This is a genomic window from Arthrobacter parietis, assembly GCF_039530425.1.
In the GTDB taxonomy this organism is placed as follows: domain Bacteria; phylum Actinomycetota; class Actinomycetes; order Actinomycetales; family Micrococcaceae; genus Arthrobacter_D; species Arthrobacter_D parietis.
Genome location: NZ_BAAAON010000001.1, coordinates 1394290 through 1412433, shown reverse-complemented (window position 1 = coordinate 1412433; position 18144 = coordinate 1394290). Strand labels below are relative to the sequence as shown.

The window sequence follows — 18144 nt, the reverse complement described above, 5'->3', positions numbered from 1 at the left end:
TTTGCACGCCCGGAATCTGTTTGCGTTTCGGAAGAATTGCGAACTTTGTTTATTGAAACCACTAGCGGAACCGAGACGCTTCTACTAGCGTTCTAGGTGACCTGACTCCGGCTGGCCCGGGTCCTCAAAGGCGAGAAGAAAGTGAATGATGACAGTCAATCAACACGGGATAGCGCAAGCTTCCGGGCATCGAACCGATGCCGCACGATTCTCAATGAAGCGCGCTGCACGAGCGGGCGCAGGTTTGGCAATGGTGGCACTGCTGGCCACCTCATTCGCCGCTGCACCGGCTCAGGCCAAGGACGCCGCAGCACCGCCGGTGGCTCCGCCGGACGCAAACTTCGAAAAGGTGACCCTGAATGACACGCCGGGTGAACCGGTGGACCTTGCGGTCCTCCCCAACAATGACGTCCTGCACACCACCCGCGGCGGCGAGGTGTGGCTCAATGATGCCGAATCCGGCCTCAACACTCTGGCGGCAACCCTCGATGTCTACGAGCATGACGAGGAAGGTCTGCAGAGCGTCGCGCTCGATCCGAACTTCGGAACCAAGGGCAACAACTGGGTCTACCTCTACTACTCGCCTCCGGGGGACACTCCGGTAGATGATCCGGCCACTGAGGGCATCAACGAGGGTGACGCACCGACCACCGGCACCGCCGCCGATTTCGCGCCCTTCAAGGGCTCGCTTGTCCTGTCCCGTTTCCAGTTCGACGGTTCCACCATCGATCTGGCCAGCGAACAGGAAATCCTCGAGGTTCCCGTTGACCGCGGCATCTGCTGCCACGTCGGCGGCGACATCGTCTTCGATGCCGAGGGCAACCTCTACCTGTCCACCGGCGATGACACCAACCCCTTCGCATCCGGCGGCTACACCCCTATTGACGAACGCCCGGACAGCAACCCGGCATTCGATGCACAGCGGACCTCCGCCAACACCAATGACCTGCGCGGCAAGGTTCTCCGGATCACCCCCACCGAGGGCGGCGGCTACACCATCCCCGAGGGCAACCTCTTCGAACCGGGAACTCCACAGACCCGCCCCGAGATCTACGTCATGGGCCTGCGCAACCCGTTCCGCATCGAGCTCAACCAGAACACGGGTGAACTGCTCATCGCTGACTACTCCCCCGACGCCCGGTCAGCCGATCCGCTTCGTGGTCCGGCAGGAACCGGCAAGTGGATGTCGGTGACCGAGCCTTCCAACTACGGCTGGCCCTACTGCGCCACCGCCGAGCTGCCGTACGTTGACTACAATTTCGCCACCAACACCTCCGGTGAGACGTTCAACTGCGATGCTCCGGTCAACGAGTCCCCGAACAACACCGGGCTCCGCGAGCTGCCGCCGGTATCCCAGCCTCAGGCATGGTACTCGTACGGCGCTTCGGCTGAGTTCCCTGAACTGGAGACCGGCGGAATCGGTCCCATGGCCGGGCCTGCCTATGATTTCGACAAGAAGGCCACCAAGGGCCGCGCACCCGTCGCCTGGCCGGAGTACTACGACGGAATGTCCTTCTTCTACGAGTGGACCCGCGACTACATCAAGGGCATGACCACCGCCGACGGTGAGCTCGTCTCCATTGAGAACGTGGTGGACTCGCTGGTCACTGACAACCCGATCGACATGGAGTTCGGCCCCAACGGCGCGCTCTACGTACTCGAGTACGGCGACGGCTACTTCGGCGAGAACCCTGATGCGCAGCTGTCCCGCATTGATTACATCGGCGAGAACGGCAACCACAGCCCGGTAGCAGTGGCCTCCGGTACTCCCACCGTTGGTTCAGCCCCGCTGACCGTCCAGTTCTCAAGCGAAGGCACGGCAGACGCCGACGGCGACAAGCTGCGTTACGCCTGGGACTTCAACTCCGACGGCACCGTGGACTCAACAGAGGCGAACCCCACGTTCACCTATGAGGAGATCGGCTCCTACACCGCAAGCCTTCAGGTCACCGACCAGGGCGGAAAGCACCGGGGAAAGCACTCCTCCGCAGAAGTGACGATTGAAGTCGGAAACCAGGCACCGGTTGTCGAATTCATTACTCCGGTTGCGGACCAGCCCTTCCAGTTCGGCGACACCGTTTCCTACGAAGTCCGCGTCACCGACGACCAGCCCGTCGATTGCGCACTGGTTCAGGTCACCTACATCCTGGGCCACCACACCCACGGACACCCGCAGACCACCACCACCGGCTGCACCGGAACCATCACCACCACGGTTCCTGAGGGACACGATCCCGCAGTGGACGATCTCTCGGCAGTATTCAATGCGTCCTACACTGACGCCGGCGATTCGGCTTCCGATCCGCTGACCGGAACCGCTGAAGTGGTGATCATCCCCAACTGATTCCGCACGAATCACGCTGATCGCGCTGTAAGGGCCATCTGGCCCTGATAAGAAAAGCGGATCCTGTTCCAGCAAAGGCTGGAACAGGATCCGCTTTTTCGTGGTCCGAAAGATTGTCCGCTATGCGAAGGAAAGCGGCACGTCGGCGTCGTCGTCGTGAAATCGAAGGAAGCCGGCAGGATTCCGGATGAGGGGTTCGAACGCGAGCTCCGCGGCACCGACCAGAATGGGATCTTCGCCCAGGGGAGCCAGTTCGATGGCCACGCGCTCTCGTGGACCGCGCGTACCCGGAGTGCGCAGCGCCTCGCTCAGGGCGTCGGGGGCGGCGCGATCCAGGATCCGCAGGAACCCTCCCAGTACGATCATGGAGGGATTCAGCAGATTGACGACGCTCTTGAGCCCTACGGCCAGGAGCTGGACCTGCCGCTCGATGATGTCCCTCAACTCCTGGGACCCCTCCTGCTGCAGCTTCTCCATCACTGCTTCTTCAAGATTCTCCGTCTCACCCGCAGGCAGACCGACGGCGGCGATCAGCTCTTCGCGGGTGACCTCGGCTTCCAGGCAGCCGGAAGACCCGCACGTACACGCCGCACCACCCGAACGCACATGGGTGTGTCCCAGCTGACCTGCAAACCCGGTCGCCCCACTGATGAGACGGCCGCCGCTGATGACACCTCCGCCGATACCGCTGGCTCCCCCATAGAGATAGACGAGGTCTGACACGTCCCGGCCCGCGCCGAAGGTCGCCTGCGCACGGGCGCCCACAACGGCGTCGTTCGCGGCGATGACCGGAAGCTTCAGTGCATCGCTGAGAAGTGCGGCGAGCGGTTCATCACGCCAGCCGAGGTGCGGCGCTTCGATAACCGTTCCATCGACGGGATCCACCAACCCTGGAATGGCCAGCCCAACCCCCATGATCCTGTGTCCGGCGGGCAGCGACGTGCGCATTCCCGAGTAGACCGCTTTCACGATATTCACCACTTCGGGCACCGACGGCGCACGAACCGTATGGAACCGTACCGGATTCACGATGTGGCCGCCGAGCGAAACAAGTGCCACGCTGACGACGTCGATATCCGGGTTCACCGACAGCGCCAGTGCCCCGCGGCTCGGCTCGATCATGATGCTGGGGCGGCCGTGCTGCTGCGCCAGGTCGAGGTTGCTCTCCACAACGAGGCCCAGCTGGACCAGTTCGCCGACGAGCGCGGCAATGGTTGAGCGGTTGAGCCCCGTGGCCCGGGTGAGCTGTGCGCGGGAGACGCCTGCCATGGAGTGCACGAGCCGCAGCACCGTTGAGAGATTGTGCTGCCGGGTTGAATCGCGGTTATTACCGAGGTTGGTACCCGCGACCGTGCGGCGAATGCGTTCATCCTGCGATGGCGAAGTCATTTCGGAGGAACGCGCCTTCCTGGCAGATCGCCTCGGTGCCGGATTTGTTCCTTCATGATAACGGGGAACCACGAAGTATTTACGGCTAGGTCTCTCGCGGTGCAGTTCCGGAGGGCAACCGTGGCGGAGCAGCAGGAATGAGGTTAGTTGGAGTTCACGTCTGAGATGACCGAGAAGAGCATGCCCTCGAGGCTGCTGCGCAGGTCCGCCGGAACGTCGTCGGACTGGAGGTGCATGACGGCGAGGTGGGCGTTCTCGGTGGCCAGACTGATCGCGTATTCCTTCGCTCCGCATGCCACCAGTACCGAGCGGATGTACTCGGCATCGGCGGCAGTCATGCCTGCCGATCCGATCAGCGCGGCTATGCTGCTCCATTCCGGCCTCGCGGCCGCGTAGGCGAGCAGGGCCGTCCGCTTGCCTTCCCTCAGGTCTCCCCAGGTGGTTTTCCCGGTACGGCTTTCCTTGCCGAACACACCCAGCACATCATCGGCCAACTGGTAAGCGATGCCGGCGTACCGCCCGAACGAAGTCAGCGCGGTGACAACTGGATCGGGCGCGCCGGCCAGTACGGCGCCGGCCTGCAGCGGTGCCTCGAACGAGTAGACCGATGTCTTCTGATGAGCCGTTTTGGTGATGTTCTCGAGGGAGGGCATGTCCGCCGTACGGCTGAACTCGATGTCGAGAACCTCGCCGCCTACAGAGCAGAAAATTGCGTCATCGAGAATCTCGTCAAGTCGCCGGCGCACGGCAGCCGGGGCATCGATGCTTCTCAATAGCCGGAAGGCGCTCGAGAGGGCGAGGTCGCCGGCAAGCACGCCCGCCGATACTCCCGCATGTTCTGCGGGAACTGGAGGCACACCGGCACGTAAGGCCCTGTTCCGGTAGTGGCCGGACACGTTGGGATTGCCGCGGCGAACGAAATCACGGTCAATGACGTCATCGTGAATGAGCAGCGCACTGTGCAGGAGCTCGTAGGAAGCCGCGAGCTGCGCCGCGCTCGGGAAGTCGGTGCCCCCGAGCTGCCGGTAGGCGAGCATCACCAACCGCGGGCGGGAGCGTTTGCCGCCCGCGGTTGCCCGTTCGAGAGCTTCCCAAAGTTCCAGGTAGGTCGCATTGACCGATACAGCCCGGAGTTTGGCGTCGATGAAGAATCGCTGGAGCACATCTTCGATCAGCTCGAGGTCCGTATTGCCCTTCAGCGCATGGTCCACGTTCAGGTTCACCGACTCATCCTCCGGTTTCGCCGGCTCCCGGAACTCGGGAGCCGGCTGGTGGGCTGCAACCAGCTTTCCGGCTAGACCTTCACCGGCTTGGGTTTTGCCCGTCGTGTTTTGCCGCGGGTTGCGAAGCGCTGCTGCAGCAGGACCGCTACGACGAGAATCAGGCCGCGGACCAGCGCCTGGATGGAGGTATCCAGGTTGTTTTGGGTGAAGACGTTCACCAGGGTGCTGAAGATCAGCACGCCGAGGACGGTTCCCATGATGGTTCCGCGCCCACCGATAAGGAGTGTTCCACCGACAACGACAGCGGCAATTACCTCGAGTTCGAGGAGCAGACCGTGGGTGGACGTGCCGGCTGTGGTGCGGCCGAGCATCATGACGCCGCCAATGCCAGCGGTGAGACCCGCGAGGACGTAGAGGTAGACCTGGTGGCGCTTCACCTTGATACCCGCAAGCCGGGCAGCCTCAAGATTTCCGCCAATGGCGATGGTCCGGCGGCCGAAGGTGGTGCGGTTCAGGAGGAACCAGCCCGCCACGGCCACGACGACAAATATCCAGACGAGGATCGGAATGCCCAGCACATCACTGCGCATGATCTGCGAGAAGTCGCGGTTGGTCACAATCTGAGTGCTGCGGCCGGAGATGAGTTCGGCAAGCCCGCGAGCGCCCACCAGCATGGCAAGAGTGGCAATGAAGGAGACGACATTGCCATAAGCGACCACCAGTCCATTGACCAGACCGGCGAAGGCGCCGACGGCCAGCGCCACGATCACCATGAGAATCCAGGATGACTGGGTCGCTGCCAACTGCACGCTGGTGAGGCTCGCAACCACCGAGGTCAGGCCGAGCACCGAGCCCACAGAGAGATCGATGCCGCCCGCGGTGATGACAAAGGTGACACCGACGCTGACTACGCCGATGATCGACGCGTACCGCAGGATGGTGAGCATGTTTTCGGGGTTCAGGAACCGGTCCCCGCTGGTTACCGCTCCCACCACGAAGAGCAGTGCGAGCGCGATGACCAGTCCCACGTTCCGCCCCGCCGGACCTCTGAGGAAGTTCTGCACGGGGTTGGCCTTGGGTTCGCTGTGGTCGGCCGTCGCGTCGGGACGCGGTTCAGCCACCTTGGTATTTTGCTCGCTCACGCGGCACTTCCCTTCATGACGAGGTCGAGCACTCCGTGCTCGTCTAGATCGCTTGCTTTGGTGTGAGTGAGTACTCTGCCGTCATCGATAACGAGCACGTTGTCCGCGAGGCCGAGCACCTCCTCGATTTCGCTGGAGACGACGATGATTGCCGTTCCGGCTGTCGCGAGTCTGCGGATGAGCGCGTAGATTTCAGCACGCGCGCCGACGTCAACGCCGCGGGTCGGTTCGTCCAGCAGGAGGACCGAAGTTCCGTGCACCAGCCAGCGGGCGAGCAGGATCTTTTGCTGATTTCCGCCGGAAAGCGTGCGGGCGGGGCGATCCGGATCGGCTGGACGCAGCTCCAGGGCGGTAATCTGCTCGCGTGCTGCATCCCGCTCTGCACGCTCATTCAGGCTGCCCGCGCGAGCGAACAGTTCGAAGCTTGAGAGCGTCACGTTCTTGAAGATCGGCTCGTCGAGGATCAGGCCCTGACTTTTGCGTTCCTCCGGCGAAAGTCCGATTCCTGCGTTGACCGCGGCGGGAACGGATCCGGGCTTGAGCAGCTTGCCGTTCACGGACACTTTCCCTGAGGAAGACTTCCGCGCACCGTAAATTGTCTCGAGAATCTCGGACCGTTTGGATCCGACGAGCCCGGCGAAACCAACGATTTCCCCTGCGCGCACGGTGAAGCTGACCTGCTCGAAGTGGCCGTCGAGTTCCAGGTTGTCCACTTCCAGGACCACGGGTGCGTCGGACGCCACCGGCTGTCCCTCCGGGAAGACGTTCTCGACGTCTCGGCCGGTCATTCGCCGAATGAGTTCCGCCTTCGGGGTGTCCGTGACACTGAGCCCGCTCGCGGTGCTGCGGCCATCCTTGATGACGGAGATGCGGTCACCAATCTGCCGGATCTCTTCGAGCCGGTGGGAGATATAGACGACGGCGATGCCCTGCGCGGTGAGTTCCCGAACGACGCGGAACAGGTTGGCGACCTCGCCGGAGTCCAGGATTGCACTGGGCTCATCCATGATGATCAGCTTGATGTCCCGGGACAGGGCGCGCGCCATGCTCACGATCTGCTTGTTGGCAGCCGAAAGCGTGCCGACCTCTGTGGACGGCGACAGGCTGCCGTGCCCAAGCCGCTTCAGCAGGTTGCGGGCAATTGCGTTGGTCTTCTTCACGTGGAGCACGCCGCCGCTGCTCCGCTCGTGGCCGAGGAAGATGTTCTCGGCCACGGAGAGTCCGTCCACGACGTCAAGTTCCTGGTACATGGTGGCGATGCCGAGATCCAGGGCTGCGGTGGGGCTCGGAATTGAAATCTGCTCGCCCTCCCAGCGGATCTCGCCGCCGTCGGGCTGGTGCACGCCCGAGAGCGTTTTGATGAGGGTGGACTTGCCGGCTCCGTTCTGGCCCATGACGCAGTGGACTTCGCCCGGAAGCACCTGCAGGTCGACGCCCTTGAGCGCCTGGACACCCGCAAATTGCTTGGTGATTCCTCGAACTTCGAGCAATGGCTGTGGCTGATCTTCTTCGAACATGAGACGAAGCTAACACATTATGTCGGCAATCGGTATAAAGTCGTCGATTTCGCTCAATCTTCTGTTATTGTGATTGCAGTCACGCGAAGATGCGGTCCTGCAGAGGCAAGCTGTTCCGCTCGCGAAGACGCATCCAACTCATTGAGGAGATACACATGCTTGCAGTTCGTACGGGCCGGAAGATGCTCGTCACCACCGGTGCTTTCCTGGCTGTCGGTGCCCTTGTTACCGGGTGTACTGCCGAAGCGGGCAACACCAACACGCAGCCCACCAATGCATCCGTTGAGGGCAACCAGGCCGAGGGCGACACCGTAGTCATCGGGTTCTCCGGGCCCGCTGCCGACCACGGCTGGCTCGGCGCCATCAACTCCGCCGCTATCGCGACGGCGGAGAACTACCCGGACATCGATCTGCGCGTAGCCGAGGGAACCAATGACGCGAACCTGCAGATCAGCCAGGTTGAGCAGTTCATCAACGACGGCGTCGATGCCATCGTGCTGCTGCCGACCGACGGCGCCGCTCTGACCCCGGTCGCCACCCAAGCCATGGAAGCCGGCATCCCCGTGATCAATGTGGACCGCGAATTCTCCAGCCCGTTCGCCGCCCGCACCACCATTCTGGGCGACAACTACGGAATGGGAGTCAGCGCAGGCACCTACATCTGCGAGCAGCTCGAAGGCAATGAGGATGCAGTGGTCGCCGAGATCGCAGGCATCGACTCGCTGCCGCTGACACAGGACCGCAGCCAGGGCTTCGCGGACGCACTTGAGTCCTGCGGCCTCGACGTGGACAACCGCGTAGCAGCCGACTTCACCGTCCAGGGCGGCGAGGCAGCAACATCGCAGCTCCTCTCCGCAGCTCCTGAGATCGACGCCATCTGGAACCACGACGACGATCAGGGCATCGGCGTCCTGGCCGCCATCGACAACGCGGGTCGCGATGAGTTCTTCATGGTCGGCGGCGCAGGATCCGCGAACGCAATGCGTGAAATCGAGTCGGGCGAGAGTGTTCTCCAAGCTACCGTCATCTACCCGTCCACTCAGGCAGCAGACGGCATCCTGCTCGCCCGCCTGATCGCTCAGGGCAAGGCCATGAGCGACCTGGTGGAAGTGGAGGTTCCGAAGCGCATCGTTCTGAACGCTCCGGTTGTCACCAGTGAGAACGTTGAGCAGTACCTGCCGACGGCCTTCGAATCGTAGGACACTAGGGGGCGGGGCGCTCAATCGCTGGCAGGGCGCCCCGCCTCCATCCAACTGCTTATAACCGCCGCCGGATAAAGAGGAAACATGCACAACGACGCACCACCCCTGAGAATCGCCCTGATCGGACACGGATTTATGGGGGCTGCCCATTCGCAGGGGTGGCGGGTTGCACCGCGCTTCCACGACCTGCCGGCCCGGCCGGAGATGACCCTGCTCGTGGGGCGCAACGCCCGTGGAGTAGAGGAATCGGCTCGTAAATGGGGCTGGGAAGAGACGGCTACTGACTGGCGGGCGGCCATCGCCCGCGACGACATCGACGTCATCGACATCGTTACTCCCGGCGGATCCCATGCGGAGATCGCCATTGCAGCGCTTGAGGCGGGAAAGCACGTTCTGTGCGAGAAGCCGCTCGCCAACACCCTCGAAGAGGCTGAGGCGATGGCAGCCGCCGCTGACCGCGCCGGCAACAACGTCTTCGCGATGGTTGGTTTCACCTATCGCCGCGTTCCTGCAGCGGCCTTCGCGAGGGATCTGGTTCACTCCGGTGCAATCGGCGAGGTCCGTCAGGTACGTGCCGCGTACCTGCAGGATTGGCTGGTTGACGCCGACGCCCCGCTGACGTGGCGGCTGCAGAAGGAATCCGCCGGCTCCGGCGCACTCGGTGACCTCGGCGCGCACGCGGTAGATCTCTCGCAGTTCATCACCGGCCAGAAGATCACAGGTGTGAGCGGGATCCTCAACACTTTTGTGCACGAGCGTCCGTTGCTGGCCGAAGCCTCCGGGCTCGCAGGCACCGCCTCAGCCGAGCGGGGAAGCGTCACAGTGGACGATCTTGCCCTGTTCAGCGGCCGGTTCGACGGCGGCGCGGTGGGCTCATTCGAAGCGACCCGCATGTCCACCGGGCGCAAGAACGCGTTGCGCGTTGAGGTGGCCGGCTCCACCGGCGCGATTTCCTTCGATCTGGAGAACATGAACTCGCTCGGCTTCTACGATGCAACCGCGCCTGATACCCGGCAGGGCTTCACCAACATTATGGTGACGGAGCCCTCCCACCCCTACATGTCCGCCTGGTGGCCCACCGGGCACATTCTGGGCTATGAACACGGATTTGCCCATCAGGCCAAGGATTTCGTCGAAGCAATCACAGCGAATCGCCAGCCGGAGCCGTCCTTCGCGGACGGACTGCAGGTGCAGAAGGTCCTTAACGGTGTGGAGCGCAGCGCGGAAGCTGACAGCATCTGGACTAAGACTATCTAGTACCGGCTATCCCGACGGCGCCAGCGAGAGGATCCCACGTGCCAACTCCACCCCTGTCTGTCCAGCTCTACACCGTCCGCGAAGCCCTCGAGGCTGATCTGGACGGCACCATCGACAGACTTGCATCGATCGGTTACACGCGGGTCGAGCCTTACAACTTCGCAGCGAACACGGCGGCGCTCTCCGCTGCGCTGGAACGCAACGGCATAGCCGCTCCGTCGGGCCACGCACCGCTGCTCGACGGCGACCGCGACCTCATCTTCGAAGCAGCCCGGACACTGGGCATCGGCACGGTCATCGAGCCCATGGTGCACCCTGAGCGGTGGACCACCGAGGAGGCCGTCGAGCAGACCGCACAGGCCCTCAACGAGGTGGCGGCCCTCGGCGCGGAGTACGGCATCACCGTCGGCTACCACAACCACTGGTGGGAGGTGGAAACCGATTTCGGCGGCCGCACCGGGCTGGAGGTCCTCGCCGGCGCCCTGGATCCCGCCGTCGTGCTTGAAGTGGACACCTACTGGGTGGCAGTGGGCGGGCAGGACCCGGCTGGGCTGCTCGTGAAGCTCGGCGACCGCGTGCGGTTCATCCACCTCAAGGACGGCGCGCTGGACAAGGACAACACCTCGCAGGTGGCGGTGGGCGCCGGACGGATGGACGTCCCCTCAGTCCTGGCCGCTGCCGGATCGGTAGAGGTAGGTGTCGTCGAGCTCGATGACAGCGCCGGTGACCTGTTCGAGGCGCTCGAGGCGAGCCTGCACTACCTGCAGGCGGACTCCAGGCAGGCAGGAGCATGAGCGGCCCGGTGGGCGTCGGCATCATCGGTGCGGGCGTCATCAGCAAGGAGTACCTGACCAACCTCACGGCGTTCCCCGATGTGCAGGTCCACATCGTCGCTGACCTCTTCCCGGAGGCAGCCCGGGCGCGCGCGGAGGAGTTCGGGATTCCAGCAGCCGGGGCTGTCGCGGACGCGCTCGCGCATCCGGACGTCGAGATCATCGTCAACCTCACCACTCCCGCCGCGCATGTGCCCGTCGCGCTGGACGCGCTGGCCGCCGGGAAGCATGTGTGGAGCGAAAAGCCGTTCTCACTCGACCGCGAATCCGGCCAATTGCTCCTGAAGACAGCCTCCGACGCCGGTCTCCGCCTTGGCTGTGCCCCTGACACTTTTCTCGGCGCGGGCCTGCAGACGGGCCTGCGCATGATCCGGCGCGGGGACATCGGAGTGCCGCTCACTGCGTTGACCCTCATGCAGTCGCCCGGTCCCGAGGCCTGGCATCCCAACCCCGCGTTCCTGTTTCAGGAGGGCGCCGGGCCGCTGTTCGACCTTGGTCCCTACTACCTGACAACCCTGGTTCAGGCCTTCGGCGCAGTGGAGACGGTAGCTGCGCTCGGCTCACGCTCGCGGGAAACCCGGGTGATCGGTTCCGGACCGCGCGCGGGTGAAGAGTTCGCTGTCACTGTTCCCACGCACGTCAGCGCGCTGGTCCAGTTCGAGGGCGGCGCCTCCTCCACGAGCAACTTCAGTTTCGATTCACCGCTGCGCCGCGAAGGGTTCGTGGAGATCACCGGCACCGAGGCGACGATTGTCCTTCCGGACCCCAACAGGTTCGACGGCAACATCCGCCTCCACCGCCACGGCGCCGAAGAGGAGGAATCCTTCCCGGCCGTCGGTTCCACCTACGGGCGCGGTACCGGAGTCCTCGACCTGGCCCGCTCGATCCGCGCCGGCGTTCCACACCGCGCACAAGGGGAGACTGCCTTCCACGTCCTGGACACCATGGCTTCGATCGCGGAGTCTGTGGACAGCCGCACGTTCGTTGACGTTGCCAGCTCAGCCGTGGCTGCCGAGCCGCTGCCCGAGGACTGGGATCCCACCAGCCGCACGCTTTCCTGACCCACTCACACAAGGAGAAAAATCATGGCACGCAACTTCACACTGTTCACCGGCCAGTGGGCCGACCTGCCGTTTGAGAAGGTCGCCGAACTCGCGGGCCAGTGGGGCTACGACGGCCTGGAAATCGCAGTCTCCGGAGACCACCTGGACGCGTGGCGGTGGGACGATGATGACTACATCCAGGACCGTCTCGACATTCTGGAGCGCAACAACCTGAAGGTCTGGACCATCTCCAACCACCTCAAGGGCCAGGCGGTCTGCGACAATCCGATCGACTTCCGCCACGAAGCCATCGTCGGGCCGCGCGTTTGGGGAGACGGCGATCCGGAGGGCGTCCGGCAGCGTGCAGCGGAGGAAATGAAGCTCACCGCCAAGCTTGCGCAGAAACTCGGGGTGAAGACGGTCGTCGGGTTCACCGGGTCCTCGATCTGGCAGTATGTCGCGATGTTCCCGCCCGTCAGCCAGGACGTCATCGATGCCGGTTACCAGGATTTCGCCGACCGTTGGAACCCCATCCTGGACGTGTTTGATGACTGCGGTGTGCGGTTTGCACACGAGGTGCATCCCTCCGAAATCGCCTACGACTACTGGTCCACCAAGCGCACGCTTGACGCCGTCGGCAATCGTCCCGCTTTCGGCCTCAACTGGGATCCGAGCCACTTCATGTGGCAGCAGATCGACCCGGTAGCCTTCATCTCCGACTTCGCTGACCGGATCTACCACGTGGACTGCAAGGACACGAAGATGCGGATGGGCGGCGGCCGCAACGGCATCCTCTCCTCCCACCTGCCGTGGGGAGATCCGCGCCGCGGCTGGGACTTCGTGTCCACGGGCCGTGGAGACGTGCCCTGGGAAGACAGCTTCCGCGCGTTGACCTCGATCGGCTACGACGGGCCGATCTCGGTTGAATGGGAAGACGCCGGCATGGACCGCCTGGACGGAGCCCCCGAGGCCCTGGCCTTCCTCAAGAAGTTCGACTTCGCGCCGTCGTCATTGTCCTTCGACGCCGCCTTCAAGCAGTAGCCATTGGAGTTTTTGTCGCCTACCTGCGGTTTACGCGCGTTTTAGGCAGCAGGTAGGCGACAAAAACTGAGTACGCTGGGTCGCATGCGTGAACTCCAGGCGAAGATTATCGAGGAAATGGGCGTACGCCCCACCATCGACCCTGCGGAGGAGATCCGCCGGCGCGTGGACTTTCTCAAGGACTACGTCCGGGCCACCGGCACCAAGGGCTTCGTGCTCGGCATCAGCGGCGGCCTGGACTCCACCCTTGCCGGAAAGCTCGCGCAGCTGGCGGCTGATGAGTTGAGGTCCGACGGCGTGGAGGCAACGTTCGTCGCGGCTCGCCTGCCGTACAACGTGCAGCATGACGAAGACGATGCCCAGGCGGCCCTGGCGTTCATCGAACCGGACCGGTCCGTTGTCTACAACGTCGCTCCCGCCGTGGACGGTTTCCAGGCTGAGTTCACCAGCGCTGCAGGCAACGAGATGTCCGATTTCAACAAGGGCAACGTCAAGGCGCGCGTACGAATGGTGGCGCAGTACGCCCTGGCCGGTGATGACAACCTGCTGGTCATCGGCACCGATCACGGCGCGGAATCAGTCACCGGCTTCTTCACCAAGTACGGTGACGGCGGGGCAGACATCCTTCCCCTGTTCGGCCTGAACAAACGGCAGAACCGGCAGGTTTTGAAGGAACTTGGCGCGCAGGAGCGCCTCTACAACAAGATCCCCACCGCGGATCTGCTGGATGAGAACCCGGGGCAGAGCGACGAGCACGAGCTCGGTCTCACCTATGAGCAGATCGATGACTACCTCGAGGGTCGGGACGTTCCCGAGGAAGCCGCGCAGCTGATTGAGCGCCGCTACCTGATGACCCGGCACAAGCGCACCGTCCCGGTTTCCCCCGACGACTCGTGGTGGCGCTGATTAGGTAACGTAGCAACTGTGAAAATAGCGACCTGGAACGTCAATTCCCTCCGAGCCCGTGCCGACCGCGTGGAAGCCTGGCTTGACCGCTCCGATGCGGACGTCCTTGCCATCCAGGAAACCAAGTGCAAGGACGACAACTTCCCCTGGGACATGTTCGAGAAGAGCGGCTACGAGGTTGCGCACTTCGGCTTGAACCAGTGGAACGGCGTCGCCATTGCATCACGTGTGGGGCTGACCGATGTTGAGCGCACCTTCCCCGGGCAGCCGGTGTTCGGGAAGGACACCGACCCCGTGCAGGAGGCCCGCGCCATCGGCGCCACCTGCGGCGGCGTGCGCGTGTGGAGCCTGTACGTACCGAACGGGCGGGCGCTCGGGGACCCGCACATGGCGTACAAGGTCGAATGGCTTGAGCTGCTGCGCAAGCACGCCGTCGGACTGCTGGAGGCAGACCCCTCCGCCCAGGTGGCGCTCACGGGGGACTGGAACATCGCGCCGCAGGATGAGGACGTCTGGGATATCGACCTCTTCGTCAACAACGGCTACACGCATGTGAGCCCGCCGGAGCGCGCAGCCTTCCACGCGTTCGAGAACTCGGGCTTCACCGATGTTGTCCGCCCCCACACCCCGGGCCCCGGTGTCTACACCTACTGGGACTACAAGCAGCTGAGCTTCCCCAAGCGCATGGGCATGCGTATTGACTTCATCCTGGCCTCCCCCGCCCTCGCAGAGCGGGTCAGCGGCGCGTCGATCGACCGGGAGGAACGCAAAGGCAAGGGCGCCTCTGACCACGCGCCGGTCATCGTAGAGCTGACCTGATCCATGGCAGACGTGCCCGGCGCCGGCAGCAGTTTCCCCTACGTTTCCTACCTACGGGTGTATGAGCCGCTTGATGCCTTCAGTGACGCCCAGCAGCTCGCCATCCTGGAACAGCGGACCCGCGGCCGCAGGGTCACCGAGCAGCTGGAACGCATCGATGCGGTGCGGCGCATAACGCGCGCAGTATCGGACCCGTTTCCGCACCATGCGCAGGATCTTGTGCGCGTGCTGCATTTCCCGCGCAGCAACGGCACCACCGCGCCCTACTACTGCCCCAATCAGCTGGCGGTACGCACCTACCTGTCCGCTGAGTCCCTCGAGCAGACCATCCGCGGTCCGCTGATGGATGTGCTCCTCCCGGAGATCGCGAGGGAGGCGCACCAGGCGCGGCTCGATCCCGAAACGCTGACCGAATCCACCGCCAAGCTGCATACCCGCTCTGCGACGTGGGGCATCCCCTTCGCCTGGTTTGTCCTCATCCACGAAGACGACCTCACCGAGGTGGTGGACGACGACGGCGAAGTCCACACCGTCCGAGTCTCCGCCACCATCAGCGACTGCATCGATCGTGCGCGCCGTGCCGTAGCCGGGCTCGCCATCGCTGCTCCGGAGCTTGATCTGCTGGAAGAGCTCACCGAAATCACGGAGTGGCTGCAGTCTTTCCGCCGCGACGCCGTCGTCGAACTCGACTACGGACCGGTTGCGGACCTGGTATTTCCGGACGAGTCCCCCATGGATGTCCGGATGGGAATCGAGTGCCTCGCCGAAGCGGATATGACCGGCGCGGCCGCGGCTTACCGCCGCCTCGCGTCACGGTGGGTTCCCATTCGCCAGCTCGCACGCGCGTCCTGAGCCGGCGGACTCGGCAACGCATGCAGCTCCGCCGGAATCCCGCCTTTGTCCAGTTCTGGGTTGCTTCGACGGTCTCGGATTTCGGTACCTACCTCACCACCGTGGCGCTGTCAGTGCTCATCCTTGTTGCGGCCGCTGGGCCTGAGCACGCACGTCTGGTTCATCGGCTCAGCGATGGTCGGCACCGTTCTTCCGGCCCTGATCCTCAATGACCTTCAACTCGGCGCGCTCGGCCTGGGTCTTGTCCTCGGCGGAGCGGGAATCGGTGCGGTGCTGGGCACCACCTGGTCCTCGGGCTGGGGTGAGCGCTACGGCACCGGACGGGTCATGGTGGCGGCGAGGCTGGCCCAGCCGGCCGCCGTCGTCGTCGTGGTTCTGGCACCACTGGTGGCAGCCGGGCAGGCGGGCGGCGGGAGCATCGAAAGTTGGCCGGCCACGGTGTGGGCGGCGTTCGCCTGCGCAGTCCTCGGGCAATTCCTCTTCGGCCTGGCGATGGGCGCCGAGGGGCCGCTGGAGATGGGGTACTGGCAGGGGGTCACTCCGGATGCGCTGATTGCCCGGATGAGCGCAACCAGGCGGTCGGTGAACCGCGGCATGATCGTTATCGGCGCTCCCCTAGGCGGCGCCCTGGCTACGGCGTTCGGCCCCGTCGTGGCTCTCGGCTCCGCCGCGGCGGTCATGCTGGCGGCCGCACTGATCCTGGCGGTTTCACCCTTCCGGGCGGCGTGCGAGGCGGACCTGCTGGACTCGGACGCCGCTAGTTGACGTCCTCCACAGCGTAGGAGACCTTGGTGACGCCCTTTTTCGACTTGATCTTGGGAATGCTCAGCGTACCGACCTCCGCGACATCCCGGACGTGGGTTCCACCGCACGGCACGCCGAACGTCTGGTTGTAGAGCACAATCCGCGCGGGCTTGTTGGTCGGGATGTTGTCCGGGACATGCCTGCAGTACTCACCCATGTCCGCAACCGGCATGAATCGGATCTCGTTGCGGCTGCCTTCGCCGATGATCTGCGCGACCTCCTGTTCGATGCGCTGCCGGACATCCTCCACCTCACCGGGCACGTCCCCGGTGTACTCGACAAAGGACATGTGCGGATAGTGCGCACTCTTACCTGGCACCCAGGGCAGTTCCAGCCGCTCAACGGCGAGATCAACAATATGCCCTGCGGAATGGAGCCGCGTGTTGACAGCCCTCCGGTCTGCGTCCACTTCCAGCACGACGGCGGCGCCCTCCAATGTTGCCTCCCCGCCCGCGGATTCCTTCCACGCTTCACCGGCGCCCAGGTGATGGACAACCCCGTGCTCGTCGAGGCGCACCTCCTCGACCCGAAAGGCGGCGTGCCCGCCGCGGATGGTGCCGGTGTCCCAGTCCTGTCCGCCGCCGCGGGGGTAAAAGCAGGTGCGGTCCAGTACAACGTCGAGCCTGCCGTCCTCGAGCACGGTCACCGCTGTGACGGTTGCGGGCGCGGTCAGGACATCGAAATCGTCAAGGTAGAGGAGTTCAGTAGCCATGCGTACCAGCGTAGCGACCGAATTGAAACCAGGGCGGTAGCAGCTAGCGGGGTGCCGGACCCGTCGAGGCGCGCTGGATGAGTTCATGGGGTTGCGTTGGCGGGTTCAGCACGGGCAGCGCCCCCTCCAGCTCCCTCAGGAGCAGATCCGCGGCGAAGGCTCCCTGCTCCTCAGGCACTTGCCGCACGGTGGTCAAGCCCATAGGCCCGGCGAACTCGTGATCGTCGATACCCACGATCGACAGTTCCCCGGGCACGCTGATGCCGAGTTCGGAAGCAGCCATCAGGGCGCCGAAGGCCATCTCATCGGAGGAGCAGAACAGTGCGGTGGGGCGTTCATCCACGGTGGACAGCATCCGCTTCACGGCGATCTTGGCCTCACCGAACCGGAAATCGCCGAACACGGACCAGTCATCCCACAGGGGCAGCCCGTGGGCGGCCATGGTCGCTAGATAAGACTCCTCGCGGATGCGGGGCACCTCGAAATAGAGACCGAAGGCACCGCCTCCGCGCACGTGCCCAATTCTGGTGTGGCCAAGGGAAATCAGGTGTTCGACGGCGTCCCGCACGGCAGCGCCGTCGTCGATGCCGACGTGCCGCACTCCCTGAACGGAACCGCCCACCACAATGGTGGGCGATTCCAGTTCACTCAAAGCCAGGTGCTCGTCTTCGGTGAGCTCCATACACATGACCAGGAGGGCGTCGATGCGCTTCCGCAGGATGGAGCGGTGAAACACGCGTTCCCGGTTGACTCCCGTTCCGCCGAGGCTGAAAACAATGAGGTCGTAGCCCGCGGCCCTGAGCTGACGGTCAACCCCCTCAAGGACGGCCGAGAAATACCAGCGTTCGATCAGGGGCAGCAGCACGCCCATCGCCATGGTGCGTCCAGAGGCCAGGCCGGACGCCGCTGACGACGGCACGTACCCGAGTTCCTGAGCGGCACTCAGTACCCGGGCGCGGGTCCCCGCCGAAACTCCGGCGAGGCCCCGCAGGGCGCGCGACACGGTTGCGGTTGAAACTCCCGTGGCTACCGCAACATCTTCGATGCCGGTCACGGTGCA

Annotated in this window: 16 protein-coding genes; 10 read left to right on the top strand and 6 right to left on the bottom strand. The window is 64.2% G+C overall.

The features are described from left to right. The first annotated feature begins 145 nt into the window (after positions 1 to 145). Complete coding sequence (locus tag ABFX19_RS06725) at positions 146 to 2344, top strand: PQQ-dependent sugar dehydrogenase (protein WP_346027856.1); 2199 nt, start codon at positions 146 to 148, stop codon at positions 2342 to 2344. Between the two features lie 120 nt (positions 2345 to 2464). On the opposite strand, the gene ABFX19_RS06720 is transcribed toward ABFX19_RS06725, so the two are convergent. From ABFX19_RS06720 to ABFX19_RS06705, 4 genes are all read right to left on the bottom strand, one after another. After that, positions 2465 to 3733, bottom strand: coding sequence for an ROK family transcriptional regulator (locus tag ABFX19_RS06720; RefSeq protein ID WP_346027855.1), 1269 nt, complete (start codon positions 3731 to 3733; stop codon positions 2465 to 2467). Between the two features lie 143 nt (positions 3734 to 3876). Next, on the bottom strand, positions 3877 to 4956 hold the full coding sequence (locus ABFX19_RS06715) for a polyprenyl synthetase family protein (RefSeq protein WP_277359039.1): 1080 nt from the start codon (positions 4954 to 4956) through the stop codon (positions 3877 to 3879). Between the two features lie 71 nt (positions 4957 to 5027). After that, positions 5028 to 6098 carry an ABC transporter permease gene (locus ABFX19_RS06710; protein WP_404800736.1) on the bottom strand — a complete coding sequence of 357 codons (1071 nt, stop codon included), beginning with the start codon at positions 6096 to 6098 and terminating at the stop codon, positions 5028 to 5030. Beyond that, the gene (locus ABFX19_RS06705) at positions 6095 to 7615 is read right to left on the bottom strand and encodes a sugar ABC transporter ATP-binding protein (protein ID WP_346027854.1); all 1521 of its coding nucleotides are present in this window, start codon (positions 7613 to 7615) and stop codon (positions 6095 to 6097) included. The genes ABFX19_RS06710 and ABFX19_RS06705 overlap by 4 nt, the downstream gene beginning before the upstream one ends. A gap of 155 nt (positions 7616 to 7770) precedes the next feature. Between ABFX19_RS06705 and ABFX19_RS06700 the strand changes: the two genes are divergently transcribed. The 9 genes from ABFX19_RS06700 (at position 7771) to ABFX19_RS06660 (ending at position 16333) form a co-directional block, all read left to right on the top strand. Continuing rightward, positions 7771 to 8814, top strand: coding sequence for a substrate-binding domain-containing protein (locus ABFX19_RS06700; protein WP_277359041.1), 1044 nt, complete (start codon positions 7771 to 7773; stop codon positions 8812 to 8814). 87 nt (positions 8815 to 8901) lie between these two features. Further along, positions 8902 to 10074: a Gfo/Idh/MocA family protein gene (locus ABFX19_RS06695; RefSeq protein ID WP_346027853.1), complete on the top strand. Its 1173-nt coding sequence runs from the start codon at positions 8902 to 8904 to the stop codon at positions 10072 to 10074. Positions 10075 to 10112: 38 nt separating this feature from the next. Then, the gene (locus tag ABFX19_RS06690) at positions 10113 to 10868 is read left to right on the top strand and encodes a sugar phosphate isomerase/epimerase family protein (RefSeq protein WP_346027852.1); all 756 of its coding nucleotides are present in this window, start codon (positions 10113 to 10115) and stop codon (positions 10866 to 10868) included. Further along, positions 10865 to 11968 (top strand): Gfo/Idh/MocA family protein, encoded by a 1104-nt coding sequence (locus tag ABFX19_RS06685; protein ID WP_346027851.1) that lies wholly within the window; start codon positions 10865 to 10867, stop codon positions 11966 to 11968. Before ABFX19_RS06690 ends, ABFX19_RS06685 begins: the two co-directional genes overlap by 4 nt. A gap of 24 nt (positions 11969 to 11992) precedes the next feature. Then, the gene (locus ABFX19_RS06680; protein ID WP_346027850.1) at positions 11993 to 12991 is read left to right on the top strand and encodes a sugar phosphate isomerase/epimerase family protein; all 999 of its coding nucleotides are present in this window, start codon (positions 11993 to 11995) and stop codon (positions 12989 to 12991) included. 84 nt (positions 12992 to 13075) lie between these two features. Next, positions 13076 to 13897 (top strand): ammonia-dependent NAD(+) synthetase, encoded by an 822-nt coding sequence (gene nadE, locus ABFX19_RS06675; RefSeq protein WP_277359046.1) that lies wholly within the window; start codon positions 13076 to 13078, stop codon positions 13895 to 13897. Positions 13898 to 13915: 18 nt separating this feature from the next. After that, positions 13916 to 14716: an exodeoxyribonuclease III gene (locus ABFX19_RS06670; protein ID WP_056545896.1), complete on the top strand. Its 801-nt coding sequence runs from the start codon at positions 13916 to 13918 to the stop codon at positions 14714 to 14716. A gap of 3 nt (positions 14717 to 14719) precedes the next feature. Continuing rightward, a complete protein-coding gene (locus tag ABFX19_RS06665; RefSeq protein WP_346027849.1) occupies positions 14720 to 15568 on the top strand; it encodes a DUF8083 family protein in 849 nt (282 codons plus the stop codon). Between the two features lie 123 nt (positions 15569 to 15691). Next, a complete protein-coding gene (locus tag ABFX19_RS06660) occupies positions 15692 to 16333 on the top strand; it encodes an MFS transporter (protein ID WP_346027848.1) in 642 nt (213 codons plus the stop codon). On the opposite strand, the gene ABFX19_RS06655 is transcribed toward ABFX19_RS06660, so the two are convergent. Next, positions 16326 to 17084 carry an alanine--tRNA ligase-related protein gene (locus ABFX19_RS06655; protein ID WP_277359049.1) on the bottom strand — a complete coding sequence of 253 codons (759 nt, stop codon included), beginning with the start codon at positions 17082 to 17084 and terminating at the stop codon, positions 16326 to 16328. The genes ABFX19_RS06660 and ABFX19_RS06655 overlap by 8 nt on opposite strands. Before the next feature lie 43 nt (positions 17085 to 17127). Next, positions 17128 to 18138, bottom strand: coding sequence for a LacI family DNA-binding transcriptional regulator (locus tag ABFX19_RS06650; protein ID WP_277359050.1), 1011 nt, complete (start codon positions 18136 to 18138; stop codon positions 17128 to 17130). Positions 18139 to 18144: the final 6 nt, after the last annotated feature.